This is a genomic window from uncultured Fibrobacter sp., assembly GCF_946062555.1.
GTDB lineage: Bacteria > Fibrobacterota > Fibrobacteria > Fibrobacterales > Fibrobacteraceae > Fibrobacter.
On record NZ_CAMGVQ010000004.1, the window covers coordinates 59,059 to 74,568 of the forward strand.

Annotated in this window: 12 protein-coding genes; all 12 read left to right on the forward strand. The window is 38.7% G+C overall.

What is annotated here, in order from left to right; genetic code table 11:
* Positions 1-4: 4 nt before the first annotated feature.
* A complete protein-coding gene (locus Q0P86_RS01925; protein WP_295037067.1) occupies positions 5-3,631 on the forward strand; it encodes a hypothetical protein in 3,627 nt (1,208 codons plus the stop codon).
* The gene (locus Q0P86_RS01930) at positions 3,631-4,785 is read left to right on the forward strand and encodes an aminotransferase class V-fold PLP-dependent enzyme (protein ID WP_295037068.1); all 1,155 of its coding nucleotides are present in this window, start codon (positions 3,631-3,633) and stop codon (positions 4,783-4,785) included. The genes Q0P86_RS01925 and Q0P86_RS01930 overlap by 1 nt, the downstream gene beginning before the upstream one ends.
* 17 nt (positions 4,786-4,802) lie before the next feature.
* Positions 4,803-6,893, forward strand: coding sequence for a DUF262 domain-containing protein (locus Q0P86_RS01935; protein ID WP_295037071.1), 2,091 nt, complete (start codon positions 4,803-4,805; stop codon positions 6,891-6,893).
* Positions 6,894-6,902: 9 nt separating this feature from the next.
* Complete coding sequence (locus Q0P86_RS01940; RefSeq protein ID WP_295037073.1) at positions 6,903-9,119, forward strand: DEAD/DEAH box helicase family protein; 2,217 nt, start codon at positions 6,903-6,905, stop codon at positions 9,117-9,119.
* Complete coding sequence (locus Q0P86_RS01945; RefSeq protein ID WP_290737396.1) at positions 9,109-9,264, forward strand: hypothetical protein; 156 nt, start codon at positions 9,109-9,111, stop codon at positions 9,262-9,264. The genes Q0P86_RS01940 and Q0P86_RS01945 overlap by 11 nt, the downstream gene beginning before the upstream one ends.
* Complete coding sequence (locus tag Q0P86_RS01950; protein WP_295037076.1) at positions 9,255-11,222, forward strand: AAA family ATPase; 1,968 nt, start codon at positions 9,255-9,257, stop codon at positions 11,220-11,222. Before Q0P86_RS01945 ends, Q0P86_RS01950 begins: the two co-directional genes overlap by 10 nt.
* On the forward strand, positions 11,209-11,682 hold the full coding sequence (locus Q0P86_RS01955) for a hypothetical protein (protein ID WP_295037078.1): 474 nt from the start codon (positions 11,209-11,211) through the stop codon (positions 11,680-11,682). The genes Q0P86_RS01950 and Q0P86_RS01955 overlap by 14 nt, the downstream gene beginning before the upstream one ends.
* 8 nt (positions 11,683-11,690) lie before the next feature.
* The gene (locus tag Q0P86_RS01960; RefSeq protein ID WP_295037080.1) at positions 11,691-12,272 is read left to right on the forward strand and encodes a DUF2971 domain-containing protein; all 582 of its coding nucleotides are present in this window, start codon (positions 11,691-11,693) and stop codon (positions 12,270-12,272) included.
* Between the two features lie 57 nt (positions 12,273-12,329).
* Positions 12,330-12,557, forward strand: coding sequence for a hypothetical protein (locus Q0P86_RS01965; protein WP_295037081.1), 228 nt, complete (start codon positions 12,330-12,332; stop codon positions 12,555-12,557).
* Between the two features lie 751 nt (positions 12,558-13,308).
* On the forward strand, positions 13,309-14,019 hold the full coding sequence (locus Q0P86_RS01970; RefSeq protein WP_295037083.1) for a hypothetical protein: 711 nt from the start codon (positions 13,309-13,311) through the stop codon (positions 14,017-14,019).
* Positions 14,020-14,238: 219 nt separating this feature from the next.
* Positions 14,239-15,093 (forward strand): hypothetical protein, encoded by an 855-nt coding sequence (locus Q0P86_RS01975; protein WP_295037085.1) that lies wholly within the window; start codon positions 14,239-14,241, stop codon positions 15,091-15,093.
* A 47-nt stretch (positions 15,094-15,140) separates the two neighbouring features.
* The gene (locus Q0P86_RS01980; protein WP_073321322.1) at positions 15,141-15,500 is read left to right on the forward strand and encodes a biotin/lipoyl-containing protein; all 360 of its coding nucleotides are present in this window, start codon (positions 15,141-15,143) and stop codon (positions 15,498-15,500) included.
* Positions 15,501-15,510: the final 10 nt, after the last annotated feature.

Sequence of the window (15,510 nt, forward strand, 5' to 3'; positions counted from 1 at the left end):
TGTTATGAGCAAAATGATTCAAACTGCAAGTGGTTTCCAGTATTCTGTAAATATTGAATATGATTTGCATAATACAGAAAAATTGGGAAATTTTATCCCAACGAGATCGTCGTTGTCCTTGTTAGAAGACATCCTTGAAAGTACTCAGAGTAGTGCTACTAATCGAGCTAGGATTCTAATTGGTGCTTATGGAAAAGGCAAAAGCCATATTGTACTTACGATTCTTTCTTTGTTGATGAAAAAGAATCGCGAATTATTTGATCATTTAAACGAAAAACTTCAAGAAAATAACCGTCTATCTGCACTGCTGGATAATTATTATAGTGGAAAGGTTAAGCTGTTGCCTGTAGTTATTTCTGGCAATAGTACAAGTTTGCATCAGGCATTTATATTCTCTTTGCAGAAAACTTTGAGCGATAATAACCTGATGGATGTTATGCCGGAAACCAATTATGCCGCGGCAATAAAAACGATTCAAAAATGGGAAAAAGACTATCCTCAAACATTTAAAGCGTTTGCAAAAGAAATAAACGGAACAACCAAAGCGTTCATTGAAAAATTGCAGGATTTTGATGTGAATGCATATCGCCAATTCGAACAGATTTATCCCGAATTGACTGCCGGAAGTATATTCAATCCGTTTGTGGGTTTTGATGTTGTTGATTTATACGAAAGTGTTGCTAAGGCATTAAAAAGGACCTCAAAATGGACCGGTCTTTATGTTGTGTACGACGAGTTTAGCAAGTATCTTGAAGCCAACATATCAACGGCAAGTGTTAGCGACACAAAAATGTTGCAAGATTTTGCGGAAAAGTGTTCAAGAAGTGGTGATACGCAGATGCACCTTATGCTTATTTCGCATAAAGAGATTGCGAATTATATTGACCAACTTCCGAAACAGAAAACAGATGGATGGCGAGGTATCTCAGAACGATTTGAGCATGTCTTGCTCAACAATAATTTTACGCAAGTATATGAGATAATATCATCGGTCATTAAGAAGAAACCCGCTGATTGGAATCGCTTTAAGAAAAGTCAAAGCCGGAAATTTGATGACCTGTTTGCACTATATGGTAAGCACCCGTTGTTTAATGAAATGAAGCCCGATGAGGTGCAAAAACTGCTACTTGATTGCTACCCGCTTCATCCGGTCAGTATTTTTATTCTTCCTCGACTTTCAGAGCAGATTGCACAAAATGAAAGAACTCTTTTTACGTTCTTGTCGGCACAAGGGCACTCGACGCTTTCTGCATTCTTAAGTGGGTATGACGATTCTAACTTCAAGTTAGTAACTCCTGATTTGTTGTTTGATTATTTTGAACAGCTTTTCAAGAAGGAAATCTACAATAATGAAATTCGTGATGTCTATTTATTGGCAAGTCGCGCTCTGGATAAAATTGGGAAGAAAAAAGTTCTTGAATGTAAGATCATAAAAACATTGTGCTTGCTTTATATCCTGCAACAGTTTGAAAAAATCAAGCCGGTTAAAGAAGAAATATTCCGCATTTTCAAAAATGAATACTCAGAAGAAGATATTCTTTTAGCTATTGATAATCTTGTAGAAAAAGAATTCGTCGTCTATTTGCGACAGAGTAATTCTTATTTGAAATTGAAAGAATCTTCTGGTGTTGATATTGAAAAGACGATAAATGATGAAATTGAACGGCAGCGCAGTAAATTTGACTTGTGCGATATTTTAAACGAGTTTAATACCTGTGCGTATTTATATCCTTCGAGATATAATGACAAGTATGAGATGACTCGATGGTTTGATTTCATATTTGTTTCTGATAAAGAATTCTTAGAAGATACGGACTGGCAAAGTAAATATGCCGATAGTGATTCTGATGGTCGAGTTATCGCGGTCGTTTTAAGTGGGAAAAATTCAGCAAAAAAGATTCGCACTTTGATCGAACAAGTTTCTGCTGCACAGAGACAAATTTTGTTTGTTGTTCCCACGCAGTTTAACGAAATCGAAAGTACTGCAAAAAAATATAGCGCAGTTTATGCCCTACGCGAGAAATCTCATGGCGACAGTGCTCTAGAAGACGAATATCAAGTCGTGATAGATGATTTAAGCGAGGTATTACACGGATTTATTGCCGATTATACTAGAGCCGAAAGAAACGCTTCGTCATATATTTATTGTGGAGAGGACGCTTGTATTGGTAGAAAATCGGAACTCTCTGAAAAACTTTCTGAAATCTGTGAAAATATTTATTCAAAAGCTCCGATTATCAAGAACGAGGCTATCAACAAAAACTCTCCAACAACAGTAATGGAGAACGCCCGAGATAAGGTTATTTCTGCTCTACTAAGAAACGAACTTGAATATAATCTTGGTTTGACCGGAACGGGCCCTGATGTGTTCATTATGCGTAGTGTTTTGATAAATGCTGGTCTGTTGATTAATGAAAAGAATGACGTAAGATTAAATTTTGATTTCCAGAAAAAGGATGATGTTGCCGTTGTAAAACCTATTATCGACGCTCTGCAATGGTTTGTCAATAATGCTGCTGAGAAGAATAAGGTTTCTTTTGATGCGCTTTATCGAAAATTGACATCACCTAGTGGAAGAATCGGCATGAGAAAAGGAATCATACCGATATTTATTGCCGCCTTCTTGCATTGCCATAAAAAGTCTATTTCTATTCATAATGAAAATGGTTCTGTAGAAATTTCTGCGCAGACCTTAAACCAGATAAATAAAAATCCTGATTCATATACTCTGACATACATATCTTGGGATGCGACTAAGGAAAAATACATCCGTGATATGAAAATTTTGTTTGGTCAGTGGCTCACTCCTTACGAGATGAAATCGCTTGAAATTGATGGATTGGTTTCTGCGATGAATCGTTGGTATTTCGATTTACCTAAGTACACGAAAGAAATTTATTCAAAGGCAAATCCCAAAAGAACCGACCTGGTCTTTGTTGATTTTTTGAATTTGTTTACACAAAATGCAAGTTGTGAAGAAATTCTTTTTGAACGAATTCCAATGGTGTTTACGGGAAAAACATCATGTGGGAAAAATGTTCTTACGAAGCTATCCGATGCCAAAAAAGACATCGATGATTCAATAATTAGACTAAAGCGGTCGCTTTTAGATATAACAAGAAATGTTTTCGCCAATCAGCCAGTAAAGAAAGCCTCTGTGCCTTCTATATGCAAAGAATGGACTAAAAAGCTTGACAAGAATGTTTCTGACAATGTATTTGATGATGGTATAACTGATAGGATGCTGAATCTTTTCTATCAGAATATGTCGGACGAATCAAAATTCATTGAAGATCTTGCAGAAATTTTGACTGGATTGAGAATTGTTGATTGGAATTTTAATACAATCGATTCTTTTAAAAATAAACTGAAAGAGTGCAAAAATACTGCAGAAAACTATAAAAAATCTGATAAACGAAATCAGGATAATAGCTATAGGCTTTCTTTTACCGATGAAGAAGGCCGTGAATCTACAAAGACGTTTAATAAAGTCAATCTGTCGCCTCGTTCGCGGTTGCTCTTCAATAAAATGGAAGATGCCCTTAATACAATGGGACAAGCTTTGACTGCTGCGGAAAAAAGACAGGTTGTTGTGGACATCCTTCAAAAAATGTGCGGAGAGAACAACTGATGGCTTATTTCGACAATGCTGCAACAACTTTCCCTAAGCCCGAATGTGTTTATGATTTTATGAATACGTTCTATAGGGAATGTGGTGGAAATGCAGGCCGCGGAAGCCACAAGCTTTCGATGGGCGCTGGCAAGATGGTTTCTGAAACAAGAAAACGTCTTAAACAGTTGCTGCATTGCGAGAATAAACAAATCGTATTTACTCCGTCGGCAACGATTGCCTTGAATATGATTTTGCAGGGCGTTCTTGATGGCAAAATGACTGCAGGAGCAAATGTGTATATATCTCCATTTGAACATAATGCAGTGACAAGGATTCTTCACCATTATGAGAAAATAGGGAAAATTAATGTGAGACTCCTTTCCATCAAGGAGAATCTAACCTACGATTTTGAAAAAATCCTGGCGCAATTTGCCAAAGATTCTCCCGATTTGATGGTGGTGAGCCATGCTAGCAATGTGATAGGTCTTATTTCTCCAGTAGAAAAGCTTTGCTCGATGGCGAAAAAATGCAACGCCGTTACCGTTATAGATATGGCGCAAACTGCGGGCTTAGTTGATATTAATGTCGGTTTGGAAACAATCGATTTTGCTGTATTTGCCGGACATAAAACGCTTTATGGGCCAACAGGAATTAGCGGGTTTGCGATGAAGCCTGATTTTGATTTGACCCCAGTTTTATTTGGGGGTACCGGTTTTGAAAGCGCCAATCAGGATATGCCTAATGACATACCTCAACGATATGAGATGGGGACCCTTAACATTGCCGGAATTGCTGGATTGCATGCTTCTTTGGGTTGGATATTAGATGAGAGAATGGATTATTTATGGGAGCATGAACAATTAAAACGAAAAGAATTGCTGAAAATCCTTCGTTCTTATCATTTTGTAAAAATCGTTGGTGATAATGAAAGTAATCAATATGTGGGCATAGTTTCCTGCGTAATTGACGGATTGCCAAGTGATACTGCGGCAAGTGTGTTTGCCGAGAAGAATATTGCTATTCGAAGTGGACTACAGTGTGCTCCGCTTGCCCATAAAACGTTAGGAACGTTCCCTTCGGGAACTGTGAGATTTAGTTGTAGCGCGTTAACGAGAGATGAAGACTTTATTTTGTTGAAAAAGACTATGTCATTTTTGAAAGAAAATTTATAATCTAGGAGAATGTAATTATGAATTTCAAAGATATCCTAAAAAGAATTAAAACTAATGATTTGGTTCTGCCGGATTTCCAACGAGGGTTTGTATGGGAACAGGATCGTATGAAACGATTGTATGCAAGTATTCTTGCAAAAATACCGGTTGGCAGTATTCTTAGCCTAGAATCACAAGATGATAAGTTTAACTGCAAACAAATTGGTGCAAGACCACGAAGCAGAATTCTCAAAAAAACTAAGAAAAAAGTTGATTATTTAATCGATGGACAACAGCGATTTACAAGTTTGCTTGCGGGATTCTCAACATATTATTTTGAAAATTTTTTTAATGCTGAAAAAGACATTGCGTCAAATGATTTGTTATGTCTTTATTTTGTGAAATTTCCTGCAAAAGATAATGAAAATAGTGAAGATATTTTTGGTGTGAGAAATCTTTCATTTAAAGAAAGATTCTTTTCAAGTTCTGAAATCAATGCTGTCATTGATTCAAAATATGTGTTTGAAATATCAGAGAATGTAGAAAAGAAACAGAAAGCATTTGAAATAACAAACAAAAAAATTTTCGAAGATATTTATAAATATTGTACTTCCCCTAATCCTGATGAAACTGGAGCTAACTTCTACCGTTTCCCGCTCCAATTTATTAATGGACATGAGGGCTTAATTGCAGAATTCCGTGCAAGTATAATGGACCAAATTGCAAATCACCATAAAGGAAAAAAGAAGGATATTGCTAAAAATATGTGGACAAATGCATTGTCCGCTTATTTCACAGAATGCTTGAGTGAAATTGGACTTGAAGAAATTAAGGTGGAGAATTCCGACAAGGCTCGAGCTATTGATATCTATAGCAATTTAAACCAAGGTGGAGTAAAATTAAGCATTCTTGATTTGATTATTGCAACAGTCGGAACGAAAGATGATAAAAATTTTTACGAACAACTTCTTGATTCTCTAAATACGAATTTTGAATTTGATAAGAAAGTGCTTTCGTCTGAAATGCAAACGCTTATTCAGAATCAGGTGTCATACAATCCTTTTGATATTGCAAATGTAATAACATCAAAGGGGGAAATGAAGAAAATGTTTACAAGCGTCTTCTTGGATGTTTTGGCTCTTTTAACGCACAAGAACAAAGGAAAAAAATTCTCGGCAAAAGCTATAAAAGGAGAGAAAACGGACAAGTACTTCACGCCGTTAGTGACAAAAGAAACGGAAATTCTGAAAATTTCGGCTGAAGATGTCATGAAGAATTATAAATCTACATGTATTGCTATAGCCAGAGCATTATTCTTTTTTCAGACGAGAAGTGGTATTCGGGAATTTGATGCCATTAATTATAAGGCGCAGCTTACTGTTATTGCATATTTTTTCGCGGATGAATCTCTCTTTAAAAACAAGAAGATGCACGATTTGTTTGAGTACTGGTATTGGATAAGCATTTTTGCGTGGATGTATCCATCAAATCAAAAAATAGACATTCTTAGTTCTATTGAAAAATTTGAGTCTTACATTGCATCCTCATCGCCTGTAAGTGAATTTGCCTATCTGAAAGAATTTAGAAGTGATGTATTGAATAAGAAATTCTACTCGGATAAGGAAACTCTTACGATGTGTCGAGCTGCAGAAACGGAAAAATATCCGTCAAAGAGCATGACTGATTATATTTGCCAATATTATTTAAGTAGGGGATTTGGATATAAAAGTTTCTTTGTAGATAAAAAGAATAATAAATCCGACAATGATGATATAAATGTTTTCTATGAAGGAAAATTGGAAATACATCACATAAATCCGTTGGGTTCAGATCCGAAGAAAAAAATTAGCCAAACCACTAAAGAACTTCGAACAAAAGCAGATAATCCGTTTAATTCTCCGTTAAACATGCTGCTCATAACGCAATATGACAACAAATTAATTCTTGATATGGATTACTCAAAATATTCTAACGATGAGAATGTAAGAGGAATTTTACCAAATCTAGATTGCGTTATTGGAACAACAACTTTAAAGGAATTTCTAGACAAACGATATGAAGGATTGTATTCAAAATTGAAGACAACCCTTGATGGATTAGAAATGTCTTTAAAAAATGGAATTAAATAAATCTACGAAATGAATTCTTTGACAACATTAACAATTCGTAATGAATATCGTTCTCCTCAGAACGATGTTGTTCAAGAATTGTTTATTCCTGCTCTTTCCTGTGCTAAAATTTACAAACGCTCTGTAGGCTTTTTTTCGTCAACATCATTAGTTGAAATAACTAAGGGAATTACCGAACTTGTCAAAAATAAGGGTCAAATACAAATTGTTGCTTCTCCTAAATTAAGTGATGAAGATGTTGATGCTATACGTGCTGGCTATGAAAAGCGTTCTGAAATAATAGAGCGCAGATTACTTGGGGAATTAGATATTGAAGAAACGGATTATTTTAGAAATGCAAGACTGAATCTTTTGGCGAATTTAATTGCCAATGGATTCCTGTCGTTGAAAATAGCTTTCATTGATTCCGGGAATGAAGTTGGAATATATCATGAAAAGTTAGGTGTATTTGAAGATTTTGATGGTCAGAAAATTGCATTTGACGGAAGCATGAACGAATCAAGAACCGCTATGCGATATAATTATGAGTCTGTTAACGTTTATTGTGATTGGAAATCGGAAGATAGAGAACGGGCTCAATCAAAAATAAACGCCTTTGAAAATATTTGGAATAATACTGAACAAAAACTGACTGTTGTTGACTTTCCTTCGGTAACGAATAAAATCTTAGAGAAGTATAGAAGGCAAAATATAGATTTTAGCGTGCCAAATTGGGATAAAGGTTTTACAGATTCCGTTCCATCAAATGTTCATGAGTCCAGTCCTGACTATAGAACTGGTGAAGAAAAATCTATTTCCTTTGATATGCTTCGCGAATATCAGAAGAGAGCTATCAATAGCTGGATGGCGAAAGGGTGTTGCGGTATTTATGATATGGCGACGGGAACGGGCAAGACTCTTACGGCACTATTCTCTCTTGATTGTTTGAGAAAACATGATAATGGTAATTTGAGTGTTGTTATCCTTTGTCCGTATATTCATCTTGTCACGCAATGGCTCGAAGATATAGAAAAGTTCAATATCAAGCCAATTGTTGCTTTTGGATCTTCGCCGCAAAGAGATTGGAAGGAAAAATTAAAAAGGGCTGTTGATAAAAGAAATTTCTGCGATAACGAACGAGGTTTCTTTTGCTTGGTGTCCACAATTGCCACATTTAAAAGTGATTTCGTTCAAGGAGTTTTGGCAAAAAATAGAAAACCGATTCTTTTAATTGCTGATGAAGCTCATAATTTAGGTGCGCAAGATGCTATAAAGTATCTTGAAAGAATGAATTTCATGTATAAATTGGCGCTGTCTGCGACAATAGACCGTCATATGGACGAATTTGGCACGAAATTCCTTCATTCCTATTTTGGAGAAAAGTGTATAGAGTATGGGTTGAAAGAGGCTATAGATGCTGGATATTTAGTTCCCTATGATTATATTCCGGTTGTTGTTTCGTTGGATTCAAAAGAGCGGGAGTCGTATGCGGAACTCACAAAGCAGATGGCGGGAGAGATTCGAATATCTCCAAAAACGCATGAAAAATGTTTGTCTGAATATGGAAAAAAGCTGGCTATTGCTCGTTCTAGGTTAATTGCTGGTGCAAAAAATAAACTTACAGAACTTATAAAGAGAATTGAACCATATAAGAATGAAAATAAAATTCTGATTTACTGTGGTGCTACAAAATATAGCGAAGATGTTCATGGATTTGACTCGGAAAATCAAGATGATGTTAGGCAGATTGAAGCGATAACGATGAATCTTTATGAAAAATTTGATATGCGCATTGCAAAGTTTACCGCAGAAGAAAGTTCGGAAGAACGTTCATCGATAATAACGCGTTTTGAAGAAAAAATTTTGCAAGCGATTGTCGCAATTAGATGTCTGGACGAAGGTGTTAATATACCTATGGTCGAAACAGCTTTTATATTGGCTAGTTCTACAAATCCAAAAGAATATGTTCAAAGACGAGGTCGTGTTTTAAGGAGACACAAAGATAAGGTAAAGGCGACTATTTACGACTTTATAACTTTGCCGTATGATTTGATTGTTGCAGGTGCAATGGATCCTTCAGAAAATGAGATGTATTCAACATTGATACGTAACGAGGTTGCGAGAATGACGGAGTTCGGATCACTTGCCTTAAACAAATCGAAAACATTGTCTCTAATTGACGAAATAAAAAGGAAATTTCAAATAACCAAACAAATGAATGCGGAGGATGTTCTCTATGAATTCTGAAGAATACAAAAAACTGTTTGATACAATTGCCGAGTGGGAACATGAAAACAAACATAATAAAACTAGCAAACCGAAAGAAATGGAATCAAAAATCAAACGACTGATTCAAAACTCCGTTAAACTTGAGGAAAAATCATGCTTATAAAAAAGATTGTCTTGAAAAATTTCCGTCAGTATGATGGTGAAAATGAAATCATATTCTCTGTTGAACCAGAGAAAAACATAACATTTGTTTTGGGTGGTACTGGTTTTGGAAAAACAACTCTTTGCCAATCATTTCGGTGGTGCTTGTATGGCAAGTCAGATTTTAAAAAGCCAGAAGATATATTATCGCAGAAGAAGATTGATTCTTTGAAGGATGGTCAGTCCTGTCCTGCTACGGTTTCTTTAGAGATATCTCATGGTGGCAAGGATTACATAATAACCCGAACCTCTACATATAGAAAAAAGAATGATAAGTTCGGTGAATTGTCTCTGCAATTTCATGTGTATTATATTGAAAATGGCGTGCAAAAAGAGGTATCGAACAAACAAGAATTTGTTAATGAAATAATTCCAGAAGAGTTATCTGAATATTTTTTCTTGAGTGGCGAAAAAATAGAAGCCATGTCGGATGATATAAAGAAGGGTAAATCGCGTGCTTTCGGAGAAGCCGTAAATACGTTGCTGGATCTTGATTATTATAAGAATGCCATAAGACATTTGAAATCTATTTCAAAAGAGTACAGTGTTTCCGGTATATCTGGAAATTTTAACGAAAAGTTAAATCAGTTAAACTCAAAAATTAGTTCTAACGTAAAGAATCTGGAAACTTTTGAAAACCAGATGAAAGAGGAAGAAGATAGTCGTGATTATCATTTAGAAAAAATCGCAGAATATAAGAGCAAACTGAAAAATATAGAATCTTCAAAAGAGATTGCAGAAAAAAGAGAGTCCAAGCAAAATGAGTGTACGAAACAGAAAAATCGTATAGAGCAAGAATACAAGTCTGGAATTTTGGATTTTGTCAAATCATCGCCCTATTTTTTTGCAAGACATGCTATGGATGCAATGCTGGATTATTTAAAGGAGGCTTCGGATATAGAATCCGATGACATTCCCGATAAATTGCATGCAGACCTTATAGATTGGATTGAGAAAAGAGGGAAATGTATTTGTGGAACTTGTATAAATAAAAATGAGGCAAGTTTTGATTTACTTGAAAAATGGCGACACATAGTTCCCCCCGAGTCGCTAGGAACACTTATATCTACAGTAAGGCGAGAAACACAAGATAAAAAGCGTTTTGGTGAGGATCTCTGGAATAATTTGAAAGCTAGGAAAGAAAGAGTTATTGATTATCTCGAATCAATAGATGGCCTTGAGGAGGAAATAAAAGTTCTTGATGAACGACTTGCAAAAGCCGAGGATACTTCTGAGATTGAAAGAAATTTGAAATTGTCTACGAAAGATTTGGAGGACTCAAAAGAGAAAATCACAAATTATCAAAGATTGATATACAATATAAAATCAGAATCAGATAGATTAAAACGAGAAAGAGAAAACTTGCTTGAAACAAGTGAAGAAGGACGAAAAGTTCTTGAATGGAAAAAGATAACGGACAAACTTGTAAAGGACTTTGAAGAGGAACTTAGTAAGGATGAACAAGAAAAGAAACAAAATCTTGTAAATGCTGTGCAGAATGCCTTTAAGAAAATATATGACGCCGATTTTACGATTAGCATAGATGATGAATATAATATCACTACCACATCCAAAAAAGAGCTTTCAACAGGTCAGGGCCTCTCTGTAATATTTGCTTTCCTTTCTGGGCTTCTTGATGTAATTAAGCAAAATAGAGAGGAAAATGCTGAAATGCAGTTGGAATCATATCCTCTGGTTCTTGATGCTCCGTTTTCTGTTTTAGACAAAGAAAGAATAATATCTCTTTGTGATGTTTTACCTAAGGTGTCTGAGCAAATTATCGTGTTTATTAAGGATGTTGATGGTGAAATAGCAAGAGAAAGAATGTTCTCGAAGATTGGACGGAGTTACAAGCTGGTTCCTATGGATAAATCATTCCAATGCACAAAAGTTGAGGAGGATAAAAATGGCTTTGTTTAATCAATTGTACCAAATAAAGGGCTTGCATGCCGAGAAAGTACGTAAACTTACAGAGTTGTTGTCATGCAGAAATATTGATGTGTTTTACATCAGTATTGTTCTAGGTCTTTGGCAAAACCTGAGCGCGAATGTTGATAATGATTCAAAAATAGAACCCGCAAAAATTGACCCGGAACAAATGATCCGATATGGTCGCGAAATAGAATATTTCTATGAGCTTGTTATGTTGAATGACAAGAAAGGAAGTGTTTCGCTAAAAGAGAGAATAAACAAGGCTTTTAGAATAAGAGGGACTGAAGCTGCTGGGCCCGATGAAGAACGATTTACTCAAATAATGCTTGGAGGTCTAGATTTTTTCTATGACAGTATTGTTGAGAATACAAATTCTAAAGAAGATATATTTAACAATATCTGTGAATTGATTCAAACATATTTGGTTGCCTATCCGGAAATGGAATAGATGCGTAAATGAAATATCCCTCCGATATCCTTCTAGAATGCAATGTTCCTGAGAAAGAGAACCAGTTTCTATTTCATTATACGACATATTCTGCTGCGTTGGGGATTTTATTGAGCCAACAAATGCGTTTGGGGCCCCTTGTAAACAAGAATGACCCGTTGGAATTTGAAGATCATCGTGATGATGGGCGGGTAATTTATGGCAATCCTTCAAATGAAGAACTCGCCGTAATCATTGGCGACTATAAAAATGCTGTAGATGAAAAGGTTCGCTCGGTTCGTTTTGCATCTTTTGCTATGGATATGTCTTTTTATAATCCGCCGAAGGATTCTCAAGAAAATTGCTATAACAATTTATCCAAAGGATGGGCCCGCTCAAGGATGTGGGCTCAATATGCTGATAATCACAAGGGTGTTTGCTTGGTATTTGATAGAGAAAATTTGGTGAAGTCATTTGAAAAGTCTTTCGGTTCGTGTGAAATCTATTGCAAAGAAGTGACTTACACAAACAATCTTTATCCACTACAGGAATCGTTGGAGCAGAATTGCAAATCGCTTTTAACCTCGGAAAAGATAAGCTTGCTTTTTTAAAAGTGCCAAGATTTTAGAGATGAACAAGAATTTCGGTTGCTTCTTATAGATAAAAGTTTGAAGAAGACTGATGAATTGGTTTCGTTTTCTATTTCGGATTCTCTTTGTGGCGTTATACCTGGAGTACGGTTTCCTAGGGAGAATGAATTGAGCCTGAAAAAGGCGATGAAATATTGCAATTCAAAGATTAAGTGGCTGCCTATATGGTGGAATTACGGAATGCCTCATTTGGCAGATGCTGAACGTTTGAAATCAATGGTTGAAGAAGTATTCGGTGAACAATAACGCTTTTCGCGTTAGGGATAGTGACCCCTTGGGGCGGAGACTCGCGGCAGTCTTGTATTGCTGTTTATTGGAGCGAGGCTCCGTTGCAAGAGTGGCGCGAGGGTGCCGCAGGCACACACGGGGCGCCTTGCAATATAGCCCGACCCACGCCAGTGGGCGGACAGCACTTAACAACTTGTTGTTTAGTGCGCATGGCCACCAAGGTGGGGAACGTCCAAAAAAAGGCGATATTAAACGGTTGGCTATTTGACTTTTTGCCTCTATTTATATATTTTATAGTAAACAGGTCCCATTAAGGTGAAAGCAGGCTTCATGCCATGCGTTTCGATAGAAATCTAGCCTTATACGGGATCTATCTTTTTATCTAGCGGATTTTTCGGTCAGGGATATTTTAAAATTGTCCACTAAGGCAGGACATCGCACCTTTTGAGTCTGTCCACTAAGGCAGGACCACTCGCCTTTTGTTTCTGTCCACTGAGGCAGGACCACGCACTTGTTGCCGATATCTCGACAATAACCAAGATACATTAATTTCCTGAGAAAGTCAATATTGTGTAGCCGAGCCATAGCCTGAATATACATCAAACGGCAAAATTCCGCAATAGGGGTGACTTTCCAACGTGTCAACTCTTTTTTCATATCAAATCCATCTGCTTACAGGCGAAAAACAGAAAATTATCAAACTTGTCATTTTATGACAGTTGAATGAATGTATGTTTCCTGTGCAGGCCCAAAACCACAGGAGGTCCCTATGAGCGTCGTCATTTTGAGATGGAATCCAGAAATTTCCAGCTATGGCATGAACCGTTTCAAGAATGCCATGGAAGAAGCGCGAAATACGCAAAACTACATGCTGAACTGGAGCGTGTGGGAACACGAAAAGGTTCACTGCGGGGACCGATTCTTTATGCTCCGAGTCGGCAAGGGGAAAACCGGCGTGGTCATGAGCGGAAGAATCGTGTCCGACCCTTATCATGACGAAGACTGGTCTGGCAAGGGCCGGATGACTTATTATGTGAATATCCAGCCTGATTTCCTGGTGGATACGGAGTGTGGCGCGCATCTAAGCATTCGGGATCTCGAAAAGGCGTTCCCTCGATATGTATGGAAAGAGGGGCATTCGGGGATGGTGCTGAACGACTCTCTCGGGACGAAATTGGAATGGCTGTGGGTCAATTTTCTCTATAACGCTTTTTGTGTCTCTGCAAAAAGGAATTTTGCTTCTAATTTGTGTGAAACGAATACGGAAAGCGCTCCTAAAACATATCATTACAGCATGGTAGTGCCTCTTCAACTGGATCTTGTGAAGAACTTTTTCCCGAGCAAGCGCCCGGTAAAAAATGTTCGTCAGAATTTCCACTGCATTTGTGCCAACTGCAGAAACATATACAACGACCTCCGCAACGACACAAACGGCGGGGAATTGCTACCCTTTGAAAGCTTGGCTAAATTGAAACGGTAAAATATCATCCTTACAAAAATGTAAACAGATGGTGCTGTAATATGATAATCTGGGGCTTGGAACAAAAGTTGGTCTTTTCTGTTTTTTTTAGGAATATGCCTGAAATCTTATACGGGGTGTATTTTTGAGTGTGCCGGATGACGCGGTACAGGCCTTTAACTATATTTTCCCCGCTGATTTTTACAAAACAGAAACCCAAAAGAATGGATTGAATCCAATATGAACGAAACACAGACCAATGCACCCGAAGCTCAGGAAGTGGCTCCCGCCGCAGCCCCGGCCCAGGATGTGCAGCAGCCGGCTCTCGTTGCACCGCAACCTGCAGCAAAGGTGAAGGGCAAGTTCGACGAACAGCTCGGACTCATGCTCCCCTCCGATGCCGCCCAGGTTCAGGAGCAGCTTTCTATGCCGGGTATGAATGACGATATGGTTTACAAGATCGTGGAAACCCACTCTGGTAACCATTCGGTTCTCTATAAGACCTACGATCAGGCAGTTCTTGCACGCGACGTTCGCGATTCTATCGAAAACGCCGGCGGCCACAAGGTGTTGCCCATCGCCAAGGCCAAGCTGGGCTCGACCTACTGCAAGGGCGAGTTTTCGACCGAACAGGGCTGTAAGGGCGACTCCGACACCTTCGGTATCGGCTCCCTGATTGAATTCCAGGCAACCGGTCTTATCGTGGTGATGTGCGTCATCGTGGGCCTCACGGTGCTCTGCTACCTCATGAACTTCATCATGGCCAAGCTCGGCCTCAACAAGGACAAGGCTCCGGCACCTGCAGTTAAGGCTGCCCCGGCCGTCGCTCCCGCCGCTGCAGCACCGGTGACCATCGGTCCTGCCCACTGCGACTGGGATCCGAACGCGAAGAGCGTCCATCCGGGCTTCACCAACAAGCAGCTCCAGGCCTTCCTCGGCATTGCCGCCGTGGCAGCCCTCGAAGAACACCCGGGCATGAGCAACGACCAGTTCCTCGCCCTCGTGACCGCAGCGGCGACCCAGGCTATCGGTCAGCCCTGCCGCGTGACTGCTTACAGAAACATCAACTCTCCTGCTTGGACGATCGTCAAGTAAGGTAAACTTTTAAAACTCAACAGGCTTTTAAGCCAGGAAATATCAAAATGAAGAAAACCGTCCGTATCAGTTTCGAAGGCAAGACCTACGATGTCGAAGTAGAAGTTCTTGATTCCAATGCCGCCGTTGCCGCCGCTCCTGCTGCAGCTCCCGCTGCCGCTCCGGCTCCTGCCGCCGCTCCTGCTGTTGCCGGTGGTACCGAAGTCAAGAGCCCGCTCGCTGGCTCCGTGTTCAAACTGAAGGTCAAGGTCGGCGACACCGTTGCCGCCAACCAGGAAGTGGCTATCATCGAAGCTCTCAAGATGGAAAACCCGGTCGTCGCTCCGTGCGCCGGCACCGTGAACTCCATTGCCGTCAAGGAAACCGACACTGTCGTCGACGGCCAGACTCTCATGACCATCGCCTAAGAGGTACAGA